General features: G+C 71.2%; 21 protein-coding genes. 6 read left to right on the forward strand and 15 right to left on the reverse strand.

The genetic code is table 11. The features are described from left to right. Position 1: 1 nt before the first annotated feature. Together frc and FB388_RS38995 are read right to left on the reverse strand one after the other, a co-directional pair. Positions 2 to 1,228, reverse strand: coding sequence for a formyl-CoA transferase (frc, locus tag FB388_RS38990; RefSeq protein WP_142107620.1), 1,227 nt, complete (start codon positions 1,226 to 1,228; stop codon positions 2 to 4). A 13-nt stretch (positions 1,229 to 1,241) separates the two neighbouring features. Beyond that, positions 1,242 to 2,963 carry a thiamine pyrophosphate-binding protein gene (locus FB388_RS38995; RefSeq protein ID WP_142107621.1) on the reverse strand — a complete coding sequence of 574 codons (1,722 nt, stop codon included), beginning with the start codon at positions 2,961 to 2,963 and terminating at the stop codon, positions 1,242 to 1,244. Positions 2,964 to 3,133: 170 nt separating this feature from the next. Here FB388_RS38995 and FB388_RS39000 point away from each other — a divergent pair, with 170 nt between their 5' ends. Further along, the gene (locus tag FB388_RS39000) at positions 3,134 to 4,111 is read left to right on the forward strand and encodes a 2-dehydropantoate 2-reductase (protein ID WP_142107622.1); all 978 of its coding nucleotides are present in this window, start codon (positions 3,134 to 3,136) and stop codon (positions 4,109 to 4,111) included. On the opposite strand, the gene FB388_RS39005 is transcribed toward FB388_RS39000, so the two are convergent. Then, a complete protein-coding gene (locus FB388_RS39005; protein ID WP_142107623.1) occupies positions 4,083 to 4,751 on the reverse strand; it encodes a TetR/AcrR family transcriptional regulator in 669 nt (222 codons plus the stop codon). The two genes, FB388_RS39000 and FB388_RS39005, sit on opposite strands and share 29 nt — an antisense overlap. Positions 4,752 to 4,837: 86 nt before the next feature. On the opposite strand from FB388_RS39005, the gene FB388_RS39010 reads away from it, so the two are divergent. Continuing rightward, entirely contained in the window at positions 4,838 to 5,059 is a 222-nt protein-coding gene (locus FB388_RS39010; protein ID WP_142107624.1) for a hypothetical protein, read from the forward strand. A 132-nt stretch (positions 5,060 to 5,191) separates the two neighbouring features. On the opposite strand, the gene FB388_RS39015 is transcribed toward FB388_RS39010, so the two are convergent. The 6 genes from FB388_RS39015 to sucC form a co-directional block, all read right to left on the reverse strand. Next, positions 5,192 to 5,779 (reverse strand): hypothetical protein, encoded by a 588-nt coding sequence (locus FB388_RS39015; RefSeq protein ID WP_142107625.1) that lies wholly within the window; start codon positions 5,777 to 5,779, stop codon positions 5,192 to 5,194. 76 nt (positions 5,780 to 5,855) lie between these two features. Beyond that, a complete protein-coding gene (gene gcl / locus FB388_RS39020; protein ID WP_142107827.1) occupies positions 5,856 to 7,553 on the reverse strand; it encodes a glyoxylate carboligase in 1,698 nt (565 codons plus the stop codon). A 17-nt stretch (positions 7,554 to 7,570) separates the two neighbouring features. After that, on the reverse strand, positions 7,571 to 8,452 hold the full coding sequence (locus FB388_RS39025; protein ID WP_142107626.1) for a 2-hydroxy-3-oxopropionate reductase: 882 nt from the start codon (positions 8,450 to 8,452) through the stop codon (positions 7,571 to 7,573). Continuing rightward, positions 8,449 to 9,294, reverse strand: coding sequence for a hydroxypyruvate isomerase family protein (locus FB388_RS39030; RefSeq protein ID WP_142107627.1), 846 nt, complete (start codon positions 9,292 to 9,294; stop codon positions 8,449 to 8,451). Before FB388_RS39030 ends, FB388_RS39025 begins: the two co-directional genes overlap by 4 nt. Beyond that, entirely contained in the window at positions 9,291 to 10,196 is a 906-nt protein-coding gene (gene sucD / locus FB388_RS39035) for a succinate--CoA ligase subunit alpha (protein WP_142107628.1), read from the reverse strand. The genes FB388_RS39030 and sucD overlap by 4 nt, the downstream gene beginning before the upstream one ends. 2 nt (positions 10,197 to 10,198) lie before the next feature. Beyond that, positions 10,199 to 11,386 carry an ADP-forming succinate--CoA ligase subunit beta gene (gene sucC / locus FB388_RS39040; protein ID WP_142107629.1) on the reverse strand — a complete coding sequence of 396 codons (1,188 nt, stop codon included), beginning with the start codon at positions 11,384 to 11,386 and terminating at the stop codon, positions 10,199 to 10,201. A gap of 130 nt (positions 11,387 to 11,516) precedes the next feature. Here sucC and FB388_RS39045 point away from each other — a divergent pair, with 130 nt between their 5' ends. After that, positions 11,517 to 12,887 (forward strand): OFA family MFS transporter, encoded by a 1,371-nt coding sequence (locus FB388_RS39045; RefSeq protein ID WP_170226025.1) that lies wholly within the window; start codon positions 11,517 to 11,519, stop codon positions 12,885 to 12,887. A gap of 58 nt (positions 12,888 to 12,945) precedes the next feature. Here the strand turns inward: FB388_RS39045 and FB388_RS39050 are convergent, their stop codons facing one another. After that, on the reverse strand, positions 12,946 to 13,134 hold the full coding sequence (locus FB388_RS39050) for a hypothetical protein (RefSeq protein WP_142107631.1): 189 nt from the start codon (positions 13,132 to 13,134) through the stop codon (positions 12,946 to 12,948). A 206-nt stretch (positions 13,135 to 13,340) separates the two neighbouring features. Continuing rightward, positions 13,341 to 14,060, reverse strand: coding sequence for a GntR family transcriptional regulator (locus FB388_RS39055; protein ID WP_142107632.1), 720 nt, complete (start codon positions 14,058 to 14,060; stop codon positions 13,341 to 13,343). A 111-nt stretch (positions 14,061 to 14,171) separates the two neighbouring features. On the opposite strand from FB388_RS39055, the gene arfB reads away from it, so the two are divergent. Continuing rightward, positions 14,172 to 14,600, forward strand: a complete 429-nt coding sequence (gene arfB, locus FB388_RS39060) for an alternative ribosome rescue aminoacyl-tRNA hydrolase ArfB (RefSeq protein WP_142107633.1) — start codon at positions 14,172 to 14,174, stop codon at positions 14,598 to 14,600. Between the two features lie 24 nt (positions 14,601 to 14,624). On the opposite strand, the gene FB388_RS39065 is transcribed toward arfB, so the two are convergent. The 3 genes from FB388_RS39065 to FB388_RS39075 are packed head-to-tail and all read right to left on the reverse strand — an operon-like array spanning position 14,625 to position 16,947. Continuing rightward, entirely contained in the window at positions 14,625 to 15,368 is a 744-nt protein-coding gene (locus FB388_RS39065; protein WP_142107634.1) for an ABC transporter permease, read from the reverse strand. Next, complete coding sequence (locus tag FB388_RS39070; protein WP_211362486.1) at positions 15,368 to 16,078, reverse strand: fluoroquinolone export ABC transporter permease subunit; 711 nt, start codon at positions 16,076 to 16,078, stop codon at positions 15,368 to 15,370. Before FB388_RS39070 ends, FB388_RS39065 begins: the two co-directional genes overlap by 1 nt. 8 nt (positions 16,079 to 16,086) lie before the next feature. After that, positions 16,087 to 16,947: an ABC transporter ATP-binding protein gene (locus FB388_RS39075; protein WP_142107636.1), complete on the reverse strand. Its 861-nt coding sequence runs from the start codon at positions 16,945 to 16,947 to the stop codon at positions 16,087 to 16,089. Between the two features lie 123 nt (positions 16,948 to 17,070). Between FB388_RS39075 and FB388_RS39080 the strand changes: the two genes are divergently transcribed. Continuing rightward, positions 17,071 to 17,532, forward strand: a complete 462-nt coding sequence (locus tag FB388_RS39080) for a GbsR/MarR family transcriptional regulator (RefSeq protein ID WP_425468620.1) — start codon at positions 17,071 to 17,073, stop codon at positions 17,530 to 17,532. A gap of 46 nt (positions 17,533 to 17,578) precedes the next feature. Here the strand turns inward: FB388_RS39080 and FB388_RS39085 are convergent, their stop codons facing one another. Continuing rightward, positions 17,579 to 18,457 (reverse strand): SAM-dependent methyltransferase, encoded by an 879-nt coding sequence (locus tag FB388_RS39085; RefSeq protein ID WP_246122837.1) that lies wholly within the window; start codon positions 18,455 to 18,457, stop codon positions 17,579 to 17,581. A gap of 279 nt (positions 18,458 to 18,736) precedes the next feature. Between FB388_RS39085 and nhaA the strand changes: the two genes are divergently transcribed. After that, complete coding sequence (gene nhaA / locus FB388_RS39090; protein WP_142107639.1) at positions 18,737 to 20,044, forward strand: Na+/H+ antiporter NhaA; 1,308 nt, start codon at positions 18,737 to 18,739, stop codon at positions 20,042 to 20,044. Positions 20,045 to 20,067: the final 23 nt, after the last annotated feature.

The following is a 20,067-nucleotide window of genomic DNA, read 5'->3' on the forward strand; positions in this document are numbered from 1 at the left end:
CTCAGATCACTCCGTTCGTCTTGAGCTCGGCGAAGCGCTCCGGGTCGAGGCCCAGCTCGCGCACGTACACGTCCTCGTTGTGCTGGCCCAGCAGCGGTGAGGTCTCGATCTTCACCGGCGAGTCGGACAGCTTGATCGGGCAACCGACGGTCTTGAACGCACCGCGCTCGGGGTGGTCGACGGTGACGATCATGTTGTTGTCGGCGAGCGACGCGTCCTCGATCAGCTCCTTGGTGGAGAGGATCGGGCCGCAGGGGATGTTGTGGGAGTTCAGCTCGGCGAGCGCATCCCACTTGCTGAGCCCCGAGGACCACTCCTCGATCAGCTGGAACATCTTGTCGAGCTTCGGCAGCCGGGCCTGCGGCGTGGCCCACTCGGGGTCGTCGGCCAGCTCGGGCCTGCCGATCAGCTTCGCGATCGGCGCCCAGCCGGGCGGCTGCACGATGACGTAGATGTAGTCGTTGGGTCCACCGGGCGCGCACCTCACCGCCCAGCCGGGCTGCCCGCCGCCGGACGCGTTGCCCGAGCGCGGGACCTCGTCGCCGAACTCCTCGTTCGGGTACTCGGCGAGCGGGCCGTGGGCGAGCCGCTGCTGGTCGCGCAGCTTCACCCGGCACAGGTTGAGCACCGCGTGCTGCATCGCCACCGTGACGCGCTGGCCGCGACCGGTGCGCCCCCGCTGCACGAGCGCGGCGAGGATGCCGGCGACGGCGTGCATGCCGGTGCCGGAGTCGCCGATCTGCGAACCGGTGGCGAGCGGCGGACCGTCCTCGAAACCGGTGGTGCTCATCGAGCCGCCCATCGCCTGTGCGACGACTTCGTACGCCTTGTAGTGCGTGTACGGGCCTTCGCCGAATCCCTTGATGGAGGCGTAGACCAGGCGCGGGTTCAGCTCCTGCAGCCGGTCCCAGGTGAATCCCATCCGATCGACCGCGCCCGGACCGAAGTTCTCCACGAGGACGTCGGCCTGCTGCACCATCTCGATGAAGAGCTGCTTTCCTTCCTCGCTCTTCAGGTTCAGCGTGATGCTGCGCTTGTTGCAGTTCAGCATCGTGAAGTAGAGGCTGTCGACGCCGGGCACGTCGCGCAGCTGCTGGCGGGTGATGTCACCGGTCGGAGCCTCGAGTTTCACCACGTCAGCGCCCAGCCAGGCCAGGATCTGCGTGGCCGACGGGCCCGACTGGACGTGGGTCATGTCCAGTACGCGAACACCTTCGAGCGCGCTCATCTACCGCCCCCGATCACTTGTACATCGTCTGGTTCATGGTGCCCGGCGCATACACGTCGGGATCGACCCACACATTGATGAGTGAGGGCAGACCCGATTCACGGGCGCGCTGCAGCGCGGGTGCGATATCGGCGGGGTCGCGCACTTCCTCGCCGTATCCGCCGAGCATCCTCGCGAACTCGTCGTACTTCACGTGGCCGAGCGTGTTGCCGACCCGGCCCCGGTCCTCGCCGTACTTCTGGATCTGCCCGTAGCGGATCTGGTTCATCGACGAGTTGTTGCCGACGATCCCGACGAACGGCAGGTTGAAGCGCACCAGCGTCTCGAAGTCCCAGCCGGTGAGGCTGAAGGCTCCGTCGCCGAACAGCGCGACGATCTCCTTGTCCGGCCGGGCGTGCTTGGCGGCCATCACGAACGGGATGCCGACGCCGAGCGTGCCGAGCGGGCCGGGGTCCATCCAGTGACCGGGCGACTTGGGCTGCACGACCTGGCCGGAGAACGTGACGATGTCGCCGCCGTCGCCGATGTAGATCGAGTCCTCGGTGAGGAACTCGTTGATCTCGTGGACGAGTCGGTAGGGGTCGATGGGCGAGGCGTCGGAGTGCTGGCGGGGGAGCCGCTTCTCGTAGGCGGCGTCCTCGAACGCCCGCAGCTCCTCGATCCAGCCCTTGCGGTCCGGGGCGCTCGCGACCCGACCGGACGACGCCGCGGTGACGGCGGAGAGCACTGCGCCCGCGTCGCCGACGATGCCGAGGTCGATGTCGCGGTTCTTGCCGACCGTGGCGTAGCTGAGGTCGATCTGCACGACCTTGGCGGCGGGGGAGAGCCTGCGCCCGTAGCCCATCCGGAAGTCGAACGGGGTACCGACGATGATGATCAGGTCGGCCTCGTTGAAGGCGTGGCGGCGGGCCAGCTGGAAGTGCATCGGGTCCTTGGGCGGGAGCGTGCCGCGGCCGGCGCCGTTCATGAACGCCGGGATGTTGAGCGTGCGCACGAACTCGATCGCGGCGTCGGTGGCCCGGCACGTCCAGACCTGGTTGCCCAGCAGCACGCACGGCTTCTCGGACTGCGCGATGAGGTCGGCGAGCTGCTCGATCGCGGCCGGGTCGCCAGCCGAGCGGGTGGACGCGCGGTACGAGCCGGCCCGCGGGATCCTCGCCTGCTCGAGGGGAACGGAGGCGTCGAGGACGTCGCGGGGGATCTCGAGGAACGCCGGCCCGGGCGCGCCGTTCCAGCACTCCCGGAACGCCATCGAGACCATGTCGGCCACGCGCGCGGTGTGCGGCACGGTGGCGGCGAACTTCGTGATCGGGTTCATCATGTCGACGTGCGGGAGGTCCTGGAGGGACCCCATCTTGTGCTGGTTGAGCGCGCCCTGGCCGCCGATGAGCAGCATCGGGCTCTCCGCGCGGAAGGCGTTGGCCACGCCGGTGATCGCGTCGCTGGTGCCGGGACCGGCCGTGACGACGGCGCATCCGGTCGTGCCGGTGATGCGCGAGTAGCCGTCGGCCGCGTGTGCCGCGACCTGCTCGTGCCGCACGTCGATGACCGCGATGCCCTCGTCCACGCAGCCGTCGTAGATGTCGATGATGTGTCCGCCGCAGAGCGTGTAGATCGTGTCCACGCCTTCTGCCTTGAGTGCCTTCGCGACCAGGTGGCCACCGGAAATCGTCTCGGCGGCGGGTGGATCTCCGACCCCGTTGCGGGCGGCGCTTCCGGGGATCGTCTGCGTCATGGGAAGCATCTCCTCGTCGTCGCCGCCCATGGAGCTCGACGGCCTGTCTACTGCATACGGTATGGCTGTCTTGGTACTCCTCGGCCGCGCCGTTGTCCAGAGGAAGCTTGACTCCTCGTCGACTCCATACTGCATACTGCATGCACAGTCACCGAGGACGGGAGCCCGACGTGAAGGTTGCTGTGCTGGGAGCGGGTGCGATCGGTGCGTACGTGGGGGCGAGCCTCAGTCGGGCGGGTGCGGACGTGCACCTCGTCGCCCGCGGGCCGCACCTCGCGGCGCTGCGCGAGCGGGGAGTGGAGGTGCGGAGCCCGCGGGGGGACTTCACCGCCCACCCGCACGCCACGGACGATCCGGCCGAGATCGGACCCGTGGACCACGTCTTCCTGGGGTTCAAGGCCAACGCCTACGCAGCCGCAGGCCCGATGGTCGCGCCGCTGCTGCACGAGCGGACGACGATCATCGCCGCGCAGAACGGCATCCCGTGGTGGTACTTCCACGAGCTGCCGGGGCCGTTCCAGGGGCACCGGATCGAGAGCGTTGACCCCGGCGGTGCCGTCACCCGAGCCCTGCCGCTCGACCGTGCGATCGGCTGCGTCGTCTACGCGGCGACCGAGATCGAGTCACCCGGCGTCGTCCGGCACCTGGAGGGCACCCGCTTCTCCATCGGTGAACCGGACATGACCGTCTCCGCACGGTGCACGGAGTTCGCCGACGCGATGGTGGCCGGCGGGCTGAAGTGCCCCGTCGAGCCGGACCTGCGCTGCGACATCTGGATCAAGCTGATGGGCAACATCGCGTTCAACCCGCTCAGTGCGCTCACGCGCGCGACCATGGCCGGCATCTGCCGCCACGCGGGCACGCGCAAGCTCGTCGCGCAGATGATGGAGGAGACCCTGGAGGTGGCCCACCGGGTGGGCTGCTACCCGGAGATCTCCGTGGAGAAGCGGCTCGCGGGCGCCGAGCGCACCGGGGAGCACAAGACCTCCACGCTGCAGGATCTGGAGCGGGGCCGCCCGATGGAGCTCGACGTGCTGCTCACTGCGGTGGTGGAGCTCGCCGACCTCACGGGCGCCGAGGTCCCGACGTTGCGGGCCATCACGGCCGTGGCCGACCTGCTCAACCAGCAGGTGGCGGCGGCGTCCTGAGGGAGTAGCTCCCCTCAGGTCTGAAGAGGCCGTCCAGGTGCCCGTCGACGACCGCCAGCGCGGCCTCGACGGTGTGGTGCCCGACGAGGGTCTGCCCGCTGAGGCCCTCGAGCAGGCCCAGTAGCACCGCGGCCTCGTGGTCGGGGTCGAGGTCGGCCGCCGTGTCGCCTGCCTTCCGCGCGCGCCCGAGGAGCAGGGCGACCAGCTGGTGCAGCTCGCCGTAGCCGGTGCGCAGCCGCTCGGCGAAGTCGGGCTGGACGAGGGCGCGCGCGGTGAAGGTCACCCCGATCTGGATCGCCTGCCGGTGCTCGTCGTCCACGGGCAGCAGCGCGGTGGCGATGGCGTGCAGGACCGCCCGCGGCGAGGAGTCCCCGGTCTCGGCGATGCGCTGCCGCACGCGCTCGCCGCCCAGCTCGTTGACGCGTTCGAAGGCGGCCTGGAGCACGAGGTCCTTGCTGGGGAAGTAGTGCTGCACCCGGCCCACGGACACGCCGGCCTCCGCGGCGATGTCGCGCACGCTCACCGCGTCGAGCCCGTGCTCGCCGATGATCCGCAACAGCGCGTCGACGATCTCGGTGCGGCGCTCGTCGTGCCGGGCGTCGACCCCCCGGGTCCGCTTGCGCTCCGTGGCGCTCCCCACTTCTCCAATATAGCCGTATTGCTCTCACGCGGATTATTCCAGTACGTTCGACTTGAGTTGCTGATCGAGTCGAAGGTGTGGTGCAGGTGGGGAAGTGGCGGTTCGGCGAGGCCGTGTGGATCGGGCTCGTCCTGGCGGTGCAGGGCTTCGGATCGGCGCTGGCGAAGGGGGTGTGGGACGCCAACTGGGGGCTGCTGGCCGTGGCCGAGCGCTGGACGCCGGTGCCGGTGTGGCTCGGCGTCGTGGTCGGCGTGGCCGGCCTGGTCGTGATCGTGCTCAGCAGGCGTCCGGTACGCGGACGGAGCTAGTGCCCCGCCCCGAAAGGTTCACCACGTAACTCGGCGGCCCAGACGCCCGCTGGCCGCGTTGCCGCACGAGCCGAGTACGCCCGGTACGAGGCTCGTGCGGCGCCTTGCCAGCGAACGCCTGGATCCACCGATTTACGCGCCAACCTTCCGGGGCGGGGCACTAGTGCCCGCCGCGAGGTGAGCGGCCAGCGAGGCCGAGGCTCCGAGCAGTACGACATCGACCGCGTGCGCGACGAGGTCGATCCGGCCGATCCGGCTGAGCGGGAACGCGATGCCCGCGATCATCAGGGCCACGGCGACGGGACGCGGCACGAGCCGGGTCCACAGCAGTGCGGCGCCGAGCAGGACCAGCGAGAGGGGGAAGAGCGGGCCGGCTCCCCACAGTGCCAGCCAGGCGGCCACCGGATGCTGGTCGACCGCCGCGAGCGACTCGGCGGAGGAGACGCCGAAGGCGCCTTCGAAGAACCCCTGCAGGCCGAAGGCGATGCCGCCGAAGGTGCCCAGCAGGGTGAGCACCAGGCCTGCGGCGGTCGCGGCGGGCAGGCGCGGGTGGAGTCGCTCCCAGGCGCCGACCAGGCCGTAGACCCATGTCGCGGAGGACAGTGCCACCAGGACGCCCCCGACGACGCCGTAGCGGCCGTCCACCCAGAAGAAGGTGGAGGCCGCGAGCAGCAGTGGGCCGAGCACGAGGGATCCGCGGCGGAGTGCGATGAGGCTCATGTCGCGGACGCTATGAGTAGGCAGCCTACTTGTGGATCCGAGCGGACCCCGAGATCCCTCGGGGTCCGCCCGGCGGTCAGTCGGCGACCGGCACCAGGTCGGGCACCGGCTCGAACTCGGTGATGGCGTCGAGCGACTGCCCCATCGCGGCGTTCGCCTCCCGCTCCACCATGATCTCGACGAGCACGGGGAGCTGCTGGGCCTCGGACTCGAGGGACGCCCACGCGAGGGCGTCGGCGATCTCCTCGGGCCGCTCCACCCGCCGCGCCGGGCAGCCGAAGGCGTTCATGAGCGTGACGTGGTCGATGCCGCCCTCGCCGTAGTGCAGGTCGACGGCGTAGTTCATGTCGTAGCCGAGCTCGGCCTGCCGGATCAGCCCCAGGTACTCGTTGTTCACCATGACGATGACGAACGGGATCCGGTACTGCGCCGCGACCGCGATCTCCTCCATGAGGAACTGGAAGGAGTAGTCGCCGACGACCGCGACGACCTGCTTGTCCGGGTAGGCGCACTTGACGCCGATCGCGGCGGGCACCTCCCAGCCGAGCGGGCCGGCCTGGCCGCACACCAGGTAGTGCCGCGGGCGGAACGTCTGCTGGAACTGCCCCGACCAGATCTGGTAGAGCCCGATCGCCGTGACGAACGTGGTGTCGGGCCCGAAGGCGCGGTTCAGCTCCCGGTAGACGCGCGGCGGCTTGATCGGCACGTCGTCGAAGTCGTCGCGGCGCAGCAGCGTGCCGCGCAGCTCCGCCACCCGCTCCACCCAGCGCCCGGGCGCGTGCTGGGGCGAGGCGCCGCGGGCGTGCTCGTCCAGCGCGGCCAGGGTGGGCTTGGCGTGGCCGACGATCCCGAGGTCCGGTTCGAAGACCTTGCCGATCTGGGTCGGCTCGATGTCGACGTGGACGAACTTCCGTCCACGCCGGTAGGTCTCCAGATCGCCGGTGTGCCGGTCGCCGAACCGGGCGCCGACGGCGAGCACCAGGTCGCTCTCCAGGAACGCGGCGTTGCCCCACCGGGTCTGCGTCTGCAGGCCGGCCATGCCGGCGAAGAGGGGGTGGTCCTCCGGGAACGCGCCCTTGCCCATGAGCGTGACCTGCACCGGCACCTGCAGGTACTCGGCGAGCCTGCGCAGCTCGTCGCACGCCTCGGCGCCGATCACACCGCCGCCTGCGAGGATGATCGGGCGCTCCGCGTCGAGCAGCATCCGGACGGCCGCGGCGATCGGCTGCGGGCGCGGCAGCGGGACGTCCACCGGCAACGGCGCGTCGAGCGCGGGGTCGTAGAGGCAGGTGCCCTTCTGCACGTCGATCGGCAGGTCGATCAGGACCGGCCCCGGCCGGCCGGAGCGGGCGATCCGGAAGGCCTCCCGGAAGACCCACGGCGCCTGGGCGGGCTCCTTCAGCTGCACCGCCCATTTCGTGACCGGCTTGGCGATCTCGACGATGTCGACCGCCTGGAACGCCTCCTGGTGCAGCTTCGCCCTGGGCGCCTGGCCGGTGATGCAGATCATCGGGATGGAGTCGGCGAGCGCCGTGTACAGCCCGGTGATCATGTTGGTCCCGGCTGGGCCGGAGGTCCCGATCGACACCCCGACCTTGCCGGTGGCTCGTGCCCACCCGTCGGCGGCGTGCGTGCCGCCCTCCTCGTGCCGCACCGTGAGGTGCTTGATCCCGCTCTTCCGCAGCGCGGCGTACAGCGGCAGGATCGCGGCGCCCGGGATCCCGAACACCGTGTCGACCCCTTCCGACTCGAGCACCGCGGCGACGGCTTCCATGCAGGGGATGGGGGTCGTCATGAGGCAGCCTTTCCCGAGACGGTCTCCAGCACCTTCAGCAGCGCCGAGTGGTCGAGCGAGCCGTGGCCCTGTGCGCGGGCGGCGGCGATGAGCTGGGCGGTGAGGCCGGTCATCGGCAGCGCGACGCCGGCCTCGCGGGCCGCGGCGAGCGCGATGCCCATGTCCTTGTGGTGCAGATCGATCCGGAATCCGGGAGCGAAATCCCGCGCGACCATCGACTTCCGCTTGAGCTCGAGGATCCGGCTGCCGGCGAGCCCGCCCGCCAGCACGTCGAGCCCGGGGCCCGGGTCCACCCCGGACGCCTCCAGCAGCACGATCGCCTCGGCGACCAGCGCGTAGATCCCACCGACCACGAGCTGGTTGGCGGCCTTCACGGTCTGGCCGGCGCCGCTCGGCCCGACGTGCACGATCGTCTTGCCGAGCACCTCGAACACCGGCCGGGCCGCATCGAACGCGTGGACGTCGCCGCCCACCATGATCGAGAGGACGCCGTCGATCGCGCCCTTCTCGCCGCCGCTCACCGGTGCGTCGAGTGCGCGCACCCCGCGGGCCGCGGCCGCGGCGCCCACCGCGACCGACGTGTCCGGCCGGATCGTGCTCATGTCGATCAGCAGCAGGCCCGGCTCGGCGTGCTCGAGCACCCCGCCCGGACCGAGGACGACCTCCTCGACCTGCGGCGAGTCCGGCAGCATCGTGATCACGACGTCGGCGGCGGTCGCGGCGGCCACCGAGTCGACGTACTTGCCGCCCGCGGTGACGAGCCGCTCCGCCGCGGCCTGCTGCGTGTCGTGGCCGAGCACGGTGTGGCCTGCCGCGAGGAGGTTGGCGGCCATCGGGCCGCCCATGATCCCCAACCCGATGAACCCGATGGTCGTCATGCAATCTCCTCGACGGTCGCGGATCGAAGGTGCCCGGGGAGCCAGCCGAAGCTGTCGGCGCTGGGGCCGACCGGCTTGTACTCGAGCCCCACGTGGCCGGCGTAGCCGCTCGCGGCGAGCCGCCCGAGCACGGCGTCCCAGTCGAGCTCGCCGGTACCGGGCTGCCCGCGGCCCGGTGGGTCGGCGATCTGGACGTGGGTGAACCGGTTGCCGCGCAGCTCGACGAGGCGTTCGACCGGCTCGCCCATCCGCGCGAGGTGGTAGAGGTCGGCGAGGAAGCCCACGTTCGGCACGCCGTGCACGACCTTCAGGTAGTCGACGAGGTCGAGCGCCTTCTGGGACGAGGTGATCGGGTAGCGCGGGCTCTCGTAGCTGTTGAGCGCCTCGATCACCACCGTCGCCCCGACGCGGTCCGCAGCCGCCGCGGCGACCACGAGGTTCTCGGTGGCGAGCTCCCGCTGTTCCGGCACCGTCACGTCGGCGTCGCGGTTGCCGTAGAGCGCGTTGAGCACGGTGCAGCCCAGCGAGGCCGCGAACCCGACGGCCACGTCGACGTTGGCGCGGAACCGCGCGCTCTCGGACGGCCGGGAGAGCAGCCCCCGGTCGCCCGCGGCCATGTCGCCCGCGTCGAAGTTGAGCCCGACCAGGCGGACCCCGGCGTCGTTGATCGCGGTTCGCAGCGCGTCCAGCTCGCGGTCGGCGGGCACCGGCTCCGGGAACGGCCACCACAGCTCCACCGCGTCGAACCCGGCAGCAGCCGCGGCGGCGGGCCGCTGGAGCAGCGGGAGCTCGGTGAAGAGGATGGACAGGTTCACGTCGTAGCGCAGCGGCGCGGCGGTCACGCGTCGGCCCCGATCTGCAGCGCGGCGAGCTGCTCGCGCATCAGCGCGGCCGTCTCGCTCGGGGTCTTGCCGACCTTCACACCCGCGGCTTCCAGGGCGTCCTTCTTGGCCTGGGCGGTGCCCGCGGAGCCGGAGACGATGGCGCCCGCGTGGCCCATCGTCTTGCCCTCCGGGGCGGTGAACCCGGCCACGTACCCGACCACCGGCTTGGTGACGTTGGCCTTGATGAACTCGGCCGCCCGCTCCTCGGCGTCGCCGCCGATCTCGCCGATCATCACGATCGCCTTGGTGTCCGGGTCGGCCTCGAAGGCCTCCAGCGCGTCGATGTGCGTGGTGCCGATCACCGGGTCGCCGCCGATGCCGATCGCGGTGGAGAAGCCGAACTCCCGAAGTTCGTACATCATCTGGTAGGTCAGCGTCCCGGACTTGGACACCAGCCCGATCGGCCCGGCACCGGCGATGTCGGCCGGGATGATCCCGGCGTTGGACTTGCCGGGGGAGATGATCCCGGGGCAGTTCGGACCGATGATCCGGGTTCTGTTCCCGGTGGCGCAGGCATGGGCCCACACCCGGGCGGTGTCGTGCACGGGGATGCCCTCGGTGATCACGACGGCGAGCCCGATGCCGGCGTCGATCGCCTCGACGGCGGCATCGCCCGCGAACCGCGGGGGGACGAACAGGACGCTCACGTCCGCACCGGTCTCGGCCATCGCCTCCGTGACGGTGCCGAAGACCGTGAGGTCGCGGCCGCCGATCGTCACGGTGGTGCCGGCCTTGCGGGCGTTGACGCCCCCGACGATGTTCGTGCCGGCGGCCAGCATCTTCGCCGTGTGCTTGGTGGCCTCGCTCCCGGTGATGCCCTGGACGATGACCCTGCTGTACTCGTGCAAGAAGATCGACATGCTCAGGCTCCTGCCGCGTCGTGGCTCCCGGCGCCGGCCGAGGCGAGCTGGGCAGCGCGATCCGCCGCCTCGTCCATGGTCGTGACCTGCGTGACGAGGGGGTGGTTCGCCTCGTCGAGGATCCGGCGGCCCTCGAGGACGTTGTTGCCGTCCAGCCGCACGACCAGCGGCTTGGTGGCCGAGTCGCCGAGGATCTTCAGCGCCTCGACGATGCCGGTTGCGACCGCGTCGCACGCGGTGATGCCGCCGAACACGTTGACGAACACGCTCTTGACGTCCGGGTCGCCGAGGATGACGTCCAGCCCGGCGGCCATCACCTCGGCCGACGCGCCACCACCGATGTCGAGGAAGTTCGCCGGCTTCACGCCGCCGTGCTTCTCCCCGGCGTACGCGACGACGTCCAGGGTGCTCATCACCAAACCCGCACCGTTGCCGATGATGCCGACCTGGCCGTCGAGCTTGACGTAGTTGAGGTCCTTCGCCTTCGCCTTGGCCTCGAGCGGGTCCTCGCTGCGCTGGTCCACCAGGTCGGCGTGACCGGGGTGGCGGAACGCGGCGTTGTCGTCGAGGGTGACCTTGCCGTCGAGCGCGACGATCTCGCCCTGCCCGGTCCGGACCAGGGGGTTGACCTCGACGAGGGTGGCGTCCTCCGCCACGAACGCGTCCCACAGGCTCGTGATCGCCTTGGCGGCCTCCTCGGCCACCTCGCCCGGCAGAACGGCGGCGATCCGGGCGGCGGTGGCGGTGTCGACGCCGGTCAGCGGGTCGATCGGCACCTTGAGGAGCGCATCGGGGCGCTCGACGGCCAGCTGCTCGATCTCGACGCCGCCCTCTGCCGAGCACATCGCGAGGAACGTGCGGTTCGACCGGTCCAGCAGGAAGGAGAGGTAGTACTCCTCGGCGATGTCGCTCGCCTCCGTGACCAGGACGCGGTGCACGGTGTGGCCCTTGATGTCCATCCCGAGGATCGCGGCGGCCTTCTCCCGCGCCTCCTCCGGCGTCCGCGCCAGCTGCACGCCACCGGCCTTGCCGCGGCCGCCGGTCTTCACCTGGGCCTTGACCACGACCGGTCCGTCGAGCTCACGCGCCCGGTCCTCGGCCTCGCTCGGGGTATCGGCCACCGCGCCACCCGGGACGGGCACGCCGTGAGCGGCGAAGACGTCCCTGGCCTGGTGCTCGTAGAGGTCCACAGTGCGGGTCTCCCGTCTGCTGCTCGAGCAATGACGGTCGACTGTATGCAGTATGGAGAATCTTGTCCAGGGTACTTGTGCTCCCGGTCACGCTGCCGCACTATCGGCATACTGTATGGAAGGAGTCGACATGGCGATGTCAGGCTCGGGCGCCGTCCGGGAGATCCGCGACAACCACGGCCGCCGCTACCGCGTGGGTGAGTCCCCTGAGGAGCTGATCGGCCGTCCCCGCTCCAGCGTGCTGTGGCAGGCGTGGTTGCCCATGGCGGCCGTCGGTGTGCTGCAGTACGGGTACGGCGCCGCGGTGCCCGCGCTGATGGAGCGCAACGGCTGGAACCTCGTCGGCGCGATCTGGCTGCTCGCCGGGTGGACCGTGCTCCAGGCGACCGTCGGCCTGCCCACCGCCTACCTGCGCGAGCGCCATCGGATCGGACCGCGGCCCGTGATGGTCGCGGGCGCCGCCCTATCCGCGCTCGGGCTCGTGGTGCTCGCGCACAGCACCGACCTGCTGGGCGCGCTGCTCGGCTACGCCGTCCTCGGCGGCACCGGCGCGGGCCTCGTCTACGCGGCCTGCACCTCCACCGTGGCGAAGTGGTACCCCGAGCGCATGGGCCGGCGGGTGAGCGCGGTGACCGGAGCCTTCGCCTACGGGTCCGTGCCGTTCATCGTCGCCGCCGTGATCGGTCTGCACGCGGGGAACCTCACCGTGGTCCTCGACACCGCCGCGGTGGTGCTCTTCCTGCTCGTGGCCGGTCCGGGCCTCTTCTTCCGCGACCCGCCCGAGCGGTGGTGGCCCGTCGAGGTCGACCCGCAGGCATGGGCCCTGCGCAACCCGGCCCGCCGGATGAACCCGCCCGCCATCCGCGAGTTCTCACCCGCGCAGGCGATGCAGACCCGGGTGCTGCCGGCGATGTACCTGATCCTGGTCGGCGCCGGAGCGGTGTCGCTGTTCAACGCAGCCTTCATCGTGGTCTACGCCGGTGGCGTGACGGCCACGATCGGCGCCGTCGCGCTCGCGGCCGGCCTGTTCGCAGGCGTCAACGGGGCCGGCAGGGCCTTCGCCGTGCGGGTGTCGGACCGGTTCGGGCGTTGCCGCACGTTGAGCGCGGTGCTCGCCGTGCAGGGGGTGGCGCAGCTGCTGTTCGCGCTCTCCGCCTCCACGGGCAGGACGGGAGCGCTCGAGGTGGCGGCCGTGCTCGCAGGCCTCGGCGGTGGCGGCTTCTACCCGATCTTCGCCAGCCTGGCCCGGGAGTACTTCGGCGAGCAGAGCGCGCTCGAGGTGCACGGCCTCGTCTACAGCGCCAAGGCCGTGGGTGGCGTGCTCGGCATCGGGCTCGCCGCGCTCGCCGTCACGACGTGGGGTTGGGCCGCCACCTTCGCGGGCGCGGCCGTCGTGTCGCTCGTCGCGGCCCGCGCCGCGGGTGCGCTGCAGCGTCCAGGGCTGCCGAGCACCCTGCCGCGGCCCCGGATGCCGGAGCAGCCGTCCGGGTTCGCCGTCTGAGACGCCGGTGGCCGCCCCCTGTGAAGGGGGCGGCCACGGTCTTGCCTGCCGGTGCTCGTCAGGCCCGGGTGAAGGGGCGGTCCTCGGTGACGGGGCGCGTCCGCGTGGTGAGCGGCTGGGCCTCGGCGCCGCGGGCGCGCTGGGCCCGCAGTGCGGCGTCCAGGCCGAGGCCGATGCTGCGGCCGTCGGCAGAGGCGCCGCGGGGCAGGTCCGCCAGGGACCGGAAGAAGTTGCGCAGGGTACGCATGTCGTTCCACCTCCGTGTTCAGGGTTCCCCGACCGCGAGCCGTCATGCGTGATCGGACGCGGCAGCGCCGATCTTTCGGCGCGCGGGGAGGGCCGGCGCGCTGCGTCGCGCGTCGGATGGGCGTGCGGGGACCCGCCGGTCGGGCGGGTGTGCTCGGCGTCGTCGTCGGTGCCGAGATGGGACGGGGCGCAGTCGGCCCCGGCCGGTCAGTGGACGCGACCCCGGAGTGCGGGGGCCGCGTCGTCCGCGTCGTCGCGGTGCTCCAGGTAGGAGCGGCGGGTGTGCTCGGTGTGGGCGGACATGACCTCGCCGGCTCGGGCGGCGTCGCCCGCCGCGATCGCGTCGATCAGGGCCGCGTGCTCGATCCAGGACTGCTCGCCGCGGTGGCGGGCCACCGGCGTGTAGTACCAGCGGACCCGGCGGTCGACCTGCCCGGCCAGCTCGACGAGCACGTCGTTGCCGGACATCTTCATCACTTCCCTGTGCAGCTCGGCGTTGAGCTCCACCAGCGTGGTGACGTCCTCGGCGGCGAGGGCATCGCGGCCGCGGTCGCACAGCTCCCGCAGGCGGGCGACGCCCTCCTCGGTGGCCCGGGTGGCGGCCAGCCGCGCGGACTCGGTCTCCAGCAGGCTGCGCACTGCGAGCAGCTGGTCGGCCTCCTCCACGGTGGGCGTGTGGACGAACGCGCCCAGGCCCGGCCGCAGGTCGACCCACCCGTCGTTCTTCAGCCACTGGAGCGCCTCGCGCACCGGCTGCCGGGATACGCCCAGCATCAGCGCCAGCTCGCTCTCCACGAGGTGCTGGCCCGGCTGGAGGCTCCGGCTGACGATCATTTCCAGGATCGCGCTGTAGACGCTCTCGCGAAGCGGGACCGGGCGGGCGATCCGCCGGCTGCCGGCTTCGGTGGAGGTCTCTGACAGTGCCATCGCGTGCTCCTGGTCCGGTCGACTGCTTACAGCATACAAAGTGCTGAGCTCGTCTGAGTCATTCCCGCTCGTGAACATGCTCACTCGGGACGGAAGGGGCATTCTGTGGGCGTGGCCGAGGCGGATCTTCCGGTGCGACGCGCGGTCGTGCTGCCCGGCCGGGAGCTGCAGTGGCGGTTCTCCCGCGCCTCGGGACCCGGCGGGCAGGGCGTCAACACCACCGACTCCCGCGTCGAGCTGTCGTTCGACCTCGCCGGGTCGCCATCGGTGCCCGAACTGCTGCGCGAGCGGGCCGTGCGCCGGCTCGACGGCCGCCTCGTCGACGGCGTGCTCACCGTGGTCGCCGCGGAGCACCGCAGCCAGCTCCGCAACCGCGAGGCCGCCCGCGAGCGGCTCGCCGCGACACTCCGGGACGCGATGCGCCCCGACCCGCCCGCGCGCCGGCCCACCCGCCCGACCGGCGGATCCGTCCGCAGGCGGCTGGACGCCAAGGCGCGCCGCGGTGCGGTCAAGCGGCTGCGGGGGCGGCCGGAGGCCTGAGCGACAGGTGTGGTCGCCGGAACCTCAGCGGAGCCGCATCGTGGCCACCCGCAGGAGGACTCCGACGAGCGCGGCGTTGTAGAGCAGGCCGCCCGCGACGTAGAGCCCGTAGGTGCCGCCGTCGAACGCGGACCAGAAGGCCCGAACTGGCCAGTACGCGGGCACGACACCGAAGGCGAGCTGCCACGGGGAGTCGAGGATGAAGAACGGGATCATCGGAACCGTGAAGACCGCGAGCCCGATCACCCGCATCACGGCGAGGCCTTCGATCTTGTTGCGCCCCAGCGAGGCCATGACGAGCCCGAGTACGGGTGCGAGCAGGCCCGCTGTGAGCGCGATCGGCACGCTCAGCAGGAGCGTCCAGGCGTCGACCTGCCCGGAGACGGTGAGCGAGGCCAGCACCGAGAACGTGGTCAGCGCGATGGTCGAGCCGGCGCGGTAGGCCGTGTACGTGGCCGGGGGCACCGGCGTCACGCGGAGCGCGGCGAGCGTGTTCTGGTCCCGCTCGTCGAGCAGTTGCAGCGCGAGGACCGCGCCCAGCAGCAGCGGTGGGCCGAGCACGCAGAACGCGCTGACGATCGCCGAGTGGTACGGCACGAGGTCGAACGCGTACTCGCGGGCGACGTGGCCCGTGATCGCCGGGAGGAACCACAGCGCCGCCGCGTACAGGAACGGGCCGAGCATGACCGTCACGAGCATGCTGTCGCGTCGGACGGTGCGCAGGTCGTTGCGGCCGAAGGTGGCGATGAAACCGGTGGTGCCCCCCATCACCGGCCGCCTTCCGAGGTGACGACGTGGCGGTGGAACACGTGCTTCGCGAGCAGGCACAGGCCCGCGATCCACACCGCCGGGTAGCCGATGGCGTAGGTCCACTGCCACCCGGTGAGCGTGACCTGGTGGAAGGCGGCGCCGAGCAGCCGGAGCGGCCCGTCGGTGGGAACCAGGGAGAACGCGGGGTGCGGGTAGAGCCCCGAGTAGCCGACGATGGGCGCGTTCAGGACCGTGAGCACGAGGGTCGAGGGCAGGAGCCACTCGCTGATCGACGGGAACAGCGGGGCCGTGATGAACCCGGTGAGCAGCATCAGCAGGGTCATCAGGACCACGCCGGCCACGAACGGGAACAGGGCGACACCGGGGCCGTAGTCGGCGAGCACGACCACGACGCACGTCACGAGGGCGAGCGCGGACATCGTCAGCAGCTTCGCCGTGAGGTAGTGCCGGAACCGCAGCGGCGTGGTCACCAGGGCGAACACGGTGCGCTCGCCCTTCTCGAAGAAGACCGCGCCCGCGATGAAGAACATCATGAACGCCAGGTCCGCCATCAGCAGGTACGGCATGGCCGGGCCCAGCAGCGGGTCGGGAACCAGCTGCAGCACCCCGATCCAGAGCAGTACGACGAACGCCGTGGCGTACCAGAACCCGTAGCGCCGCTGGAGGCGGAAGTCCATCCGCACCGCGGTGGGGAGAACCCCGCTCATGACCCGGTTCATGCGAGCGACCGGCCTGTCACGTCGATGAACACGTCCTCGAGGGTTGCTTCCTGGCTGTGCAGGGCCTCGACGTGGTGCTCGCTGGTTAGGGAGCGGAAGTTCTCGTCGTCGGCGAGGCCGTCGAGCGGGAAGTCCTCGTGCTCGAGCCGGCCCCCGTTGCGGTAGGTCACGCGCACCGTGCGCCTGCTGCGGCTGACCTTGTGCTCGGTGGGGGTGTCGAGCGCGGCGATCCGGCCGTCGACCACGAAGGCGACGCGGTCGCACAGCTCCTCCGCGGTGGCCATGTCGTGCGTGGTCAGGAACACCGTGCGGCCCTGCCCGCGCAGCTCCCGGACGATGTCCTTCACGCGGCGCGCGTTCACCGGGTCGAGACCGGAGGTCGGCTCGTCGAGGAACAGCAGCTCGGGGCGGTGCAGCAGTGCGCGGGCGAAGACCAGCCGCATCTGCATGCCCTTGGAGAACTGTGCTACGCGGGTGTCGGCGGCCGCAGCGAGTTCGACCGCCTCCAGGAGCGCCATCGGGTGCTCGGTGGGGCCGGCGTACAGCGAGGCGAAGAACTGCAGGTTCTCCAGCGCCGTGAGCTTCTGGTAGTGGTTGGGCAGCTCGAACGAGACGCCGATGCGCTGGTAGTACTCGCTTCCCCAGTCGGCGGGGTCGCGGTCCCACACCGCCACGCGGCCGCCGTGGCCGGTGAGCAGCCCGGTGAGGATCTTCTGAGTGGTCGACTTCCCGGCGCCGCTGGGGCCGAGGAAGCCGAACACCTCGCCCCTGTCGACGGAGAAGCTCATCCCCTTGACCGCCGGTGCGGTGGTCTTCGGATAGCGGAAGGTGAGGTTGTCGACCTCGATGACGGGCATGTGAACTCCTGGGGGCACGCGAGTACGACCGCGCCGACCAGGCTTCCCGGCTCACCACGGCTCCGCGCCCAGGCGGAACCGACCGGCGAACGCTAGCATAGTTTCAGAAATTCTTGAAGGATGGTGACTCGGTTGAGCGGTAGCAGCGAGGTCGCCGAGCGTCTTGCGCTCGCGCTGAACCAGAACGGGATGCAGCGGATGATCGCCCGCGTGCTGGCGGCGTTCCTGTTCTCCGAGCGCGAGTCGGTGACCGCGGCCGAGCTGGGTGAGCAGCTCGGCGCGAGCGCGGGTTCGATCTCGGGTGCGATCACCATGCTCCGCACCGTCGGGCTGATCGAGCCCGCCCCGGTGCCGGGAAGCAGGCGCGCCCACTTCCGCATGCGGGACGACGCCTGGGCAACGATGATGAGCAGCCAGAACGCGATGATCCAGGTGATGCAGGAGATCGCGGAGGCAGGGATCGCGAGCGCCCCTCCCGACAGCCCGGCGGCTCGGCGGCTGGAGCGGATGCGGGACTTCTACGCGTACCTGTTCGCGGAGCTCCCCGCACTCATCGATCGCTGGAAGGAAGAGCAGGACACCTGACCCCACTCGACCGGCGATGCTCGCCCCCGAGTCGGGGATCCGCCCCTCACACCTTCTCGGCCTGGACGAACCGCTCGATCTCGCTGATCGGCATGTCGCGGCCGACCGGTTGGAGGTAGCGCACCGCGTACTCGGCGGGGCCCACCTGCTCCCGCTCGGCCCACCCGTACTCCCGCAGCAGCGCGGCGACGTCCCGGGGGGCGATGCCGAACTTCCAGACGGCGTACCTCCCGGTCATCCGATCGCGCAGCCGCCCGGCGCCGTAGAGGTTCGTGCCGTCGAGGTAGTCCGAGCGGACGTAGGTGAAGATCAGCCGGCTGCCGGCGGGCGCCTTCGCGAGGAACATGAACGTGGCACGGACCGCCTCCTCCGTGAGGTACTGCGTGACCGCTTCCCAGACGAACAGGGCGGGTCGCGCGCTGTCGAAGCCCGCAGCGGACAGTACGGCGGTCAGGTCGTCGACCTCGAGGTCGACCGGGATCACCCGGACCCGGTCGGGGACACGCCCGTAGATCACCCGCAGCCGGCGCAGCTTGTCGTCGGTGTTCGCGCGCTGATCCAGCTCGAAGGCGACGGCCCCCGCGGGGCCGACCAGCCGGTATGCCCTGGTGTCCAGGCCGGCGCCGAGGATCACGACCTGGCCGAATCCGGCGGCGAGCGCATCGGTGACCGCGTCGTCGGCGTACCGCTTGCGGCACAGGATGCTGCCCCACATCCCGGGCGCGGACCGCTCCGTCGCACGCACCAGCAGGTCGCGCACCGGCCGCCAGCGGCAGGCCCGCACGATCCACTGCACGCCGGGCGGGAGGAACAACGCGGCCAGCTCGTCGTCGACGAGCCGTTGCGGCAGCGGCGTGTACCGCTCGGCCGCCGCGATCACCATTGGGCCGATCGCGGTCTGCGCGCTCGCCGACCTGCCGTTCACCGGCAATTCTCCTCGTCGTGTCGCTGCAGGAGGCAGTGGTGGGGCGGCGGTGAACACGTCGTCCAGCCATGAGAGCACGGCATGGGCGTTCGGCATCCGGGCGCCGGGTGCCGTCCTGGTCGGCGCTGACTGCCTCTGCTGGCAATTCCAGTCACGACCGAAACACACCCGGTGGACCGGGTCCAGCCTCCGCTTCGTGAGGAGGCGTTAGGGTTGTCGACGGTGTGCCGGGAAGTCTGGTCGGCGAGTGGATCGTCGACGTCTTCTCGAGGAGCATGAATGGGCCCGCCCACTCGACCCACCCCCTCCCTGCTCGCCAGGCGCAGCTGGCCGGAGGCACGCCGGATCGGCGACATCCTCCGCACCGAGACCGTCGGTGGCATCCTGCTGGTCGCGGCCGCGGCGGTCGGGTTGCTGTGGGCGAACTCGCCATGGGCCGACGGCTACCGGTGGCTGAGCGACCTGAAGGTCGGCCCCGCCGCGCTCCACCTCGATCTCACGCTCCACCAGTGGGCGGCCGACGGCCTGCTCGCGATCTTCTTCTTCGTGGCCGGGCTGGAGCTCAAGCGCGAGTTCGTGGCGGGTGACCTGCGCGATCCGCGACGCGCGGCCCTCCCGGTGGCCGCCGCGGTGGGCGGCATGGCGGTTCCCGCGCTGCTCTACACGTCGATCAACGCCGCGGCCGGATCGGAGGCGCTGGTCGGCTGGGCGATCCCGACCGCCACCGACATCGCGTTCGCGCTCGCCGTCCTCGCGGTGATCAGCACGCACCTGCCATCGGCCCTGCGGACGTTCCTGCTGACGCTAGCCGTGGTCGACGACCTGCTCGCGATCACGATCATCGCCGTCTTCTACACGGACTCGCTGTCGTGGGGCCCGCTCGCGCTCGCCGCGATCCCGCTGGGGCTGTTCGCGCTGCTGGTGCAGCGGCGGGTGCGGTCATGGTGGCTGTTGCTCCCGCTGGCCGTCGCCACCTGGGTGCTGGTGCACGAGTCGGGCGTGCACGCCACGGTGGCCGGGGTACTGCTCGGGTTCGCCGTGCCGGTGATCCGGCGCTCGCCAGGACCGGGGCCGGGACTCGCCGAGCACTTCGAGCACCGGTTCCGCCCGCTGTCGGCCGGTGTGGCCGTGCCGATCTTCGCGTTCTTCGCCGCGGGTGTGACGGTCGGCGGCGCGGCCGAGCTGGGCGCGAGCCTCGGTGACTCGGTCACGCTCGGGATCATCGTCGGGCTCGTGGTCGGCAAGCCGGTCGGCGTCCTCGGCTCCAGCTGGCTGGTGCAGCGGTTCACCCGGGCCCGCCTCGCCGACGACCTCGGCTGGACGGACGTGCTGGGGCTCGCGCTGCTGGCCGGTATCGGGTTCACCGTGTCGCTGCTCATCGGCGAGCTCGCCTTCGGCGAGGGAAGCTCGGGCGACGAGCACGTCAAGATCGGTGTGCTGCTCGGCTCCCTGCTGTCGGCCATGCTCGCCACGGTCGTGTTGCGGATGCGCAACCGGCGCTACCGGCGCATCTGCGCGGAGGAGGAGCGCGACACCGACGCCGACGGTGTGCCCGACGTGTACGAGACGGACCAGGCCGGCGACTGACATCCGGTGTCGTCGAGGGTGTT

Source organism: Pseudonocardia cypriaca (assembly GCF_006717045.1).
In the GTDB taxonomy this organism is placed as follows: domain Bacteria; phylum Actinomycetota; class Actinomycetes; order Mycobacteriales; family Pseudonocardiaceae; genus Pseudonocardia; species Pseudonocardia cypriaca.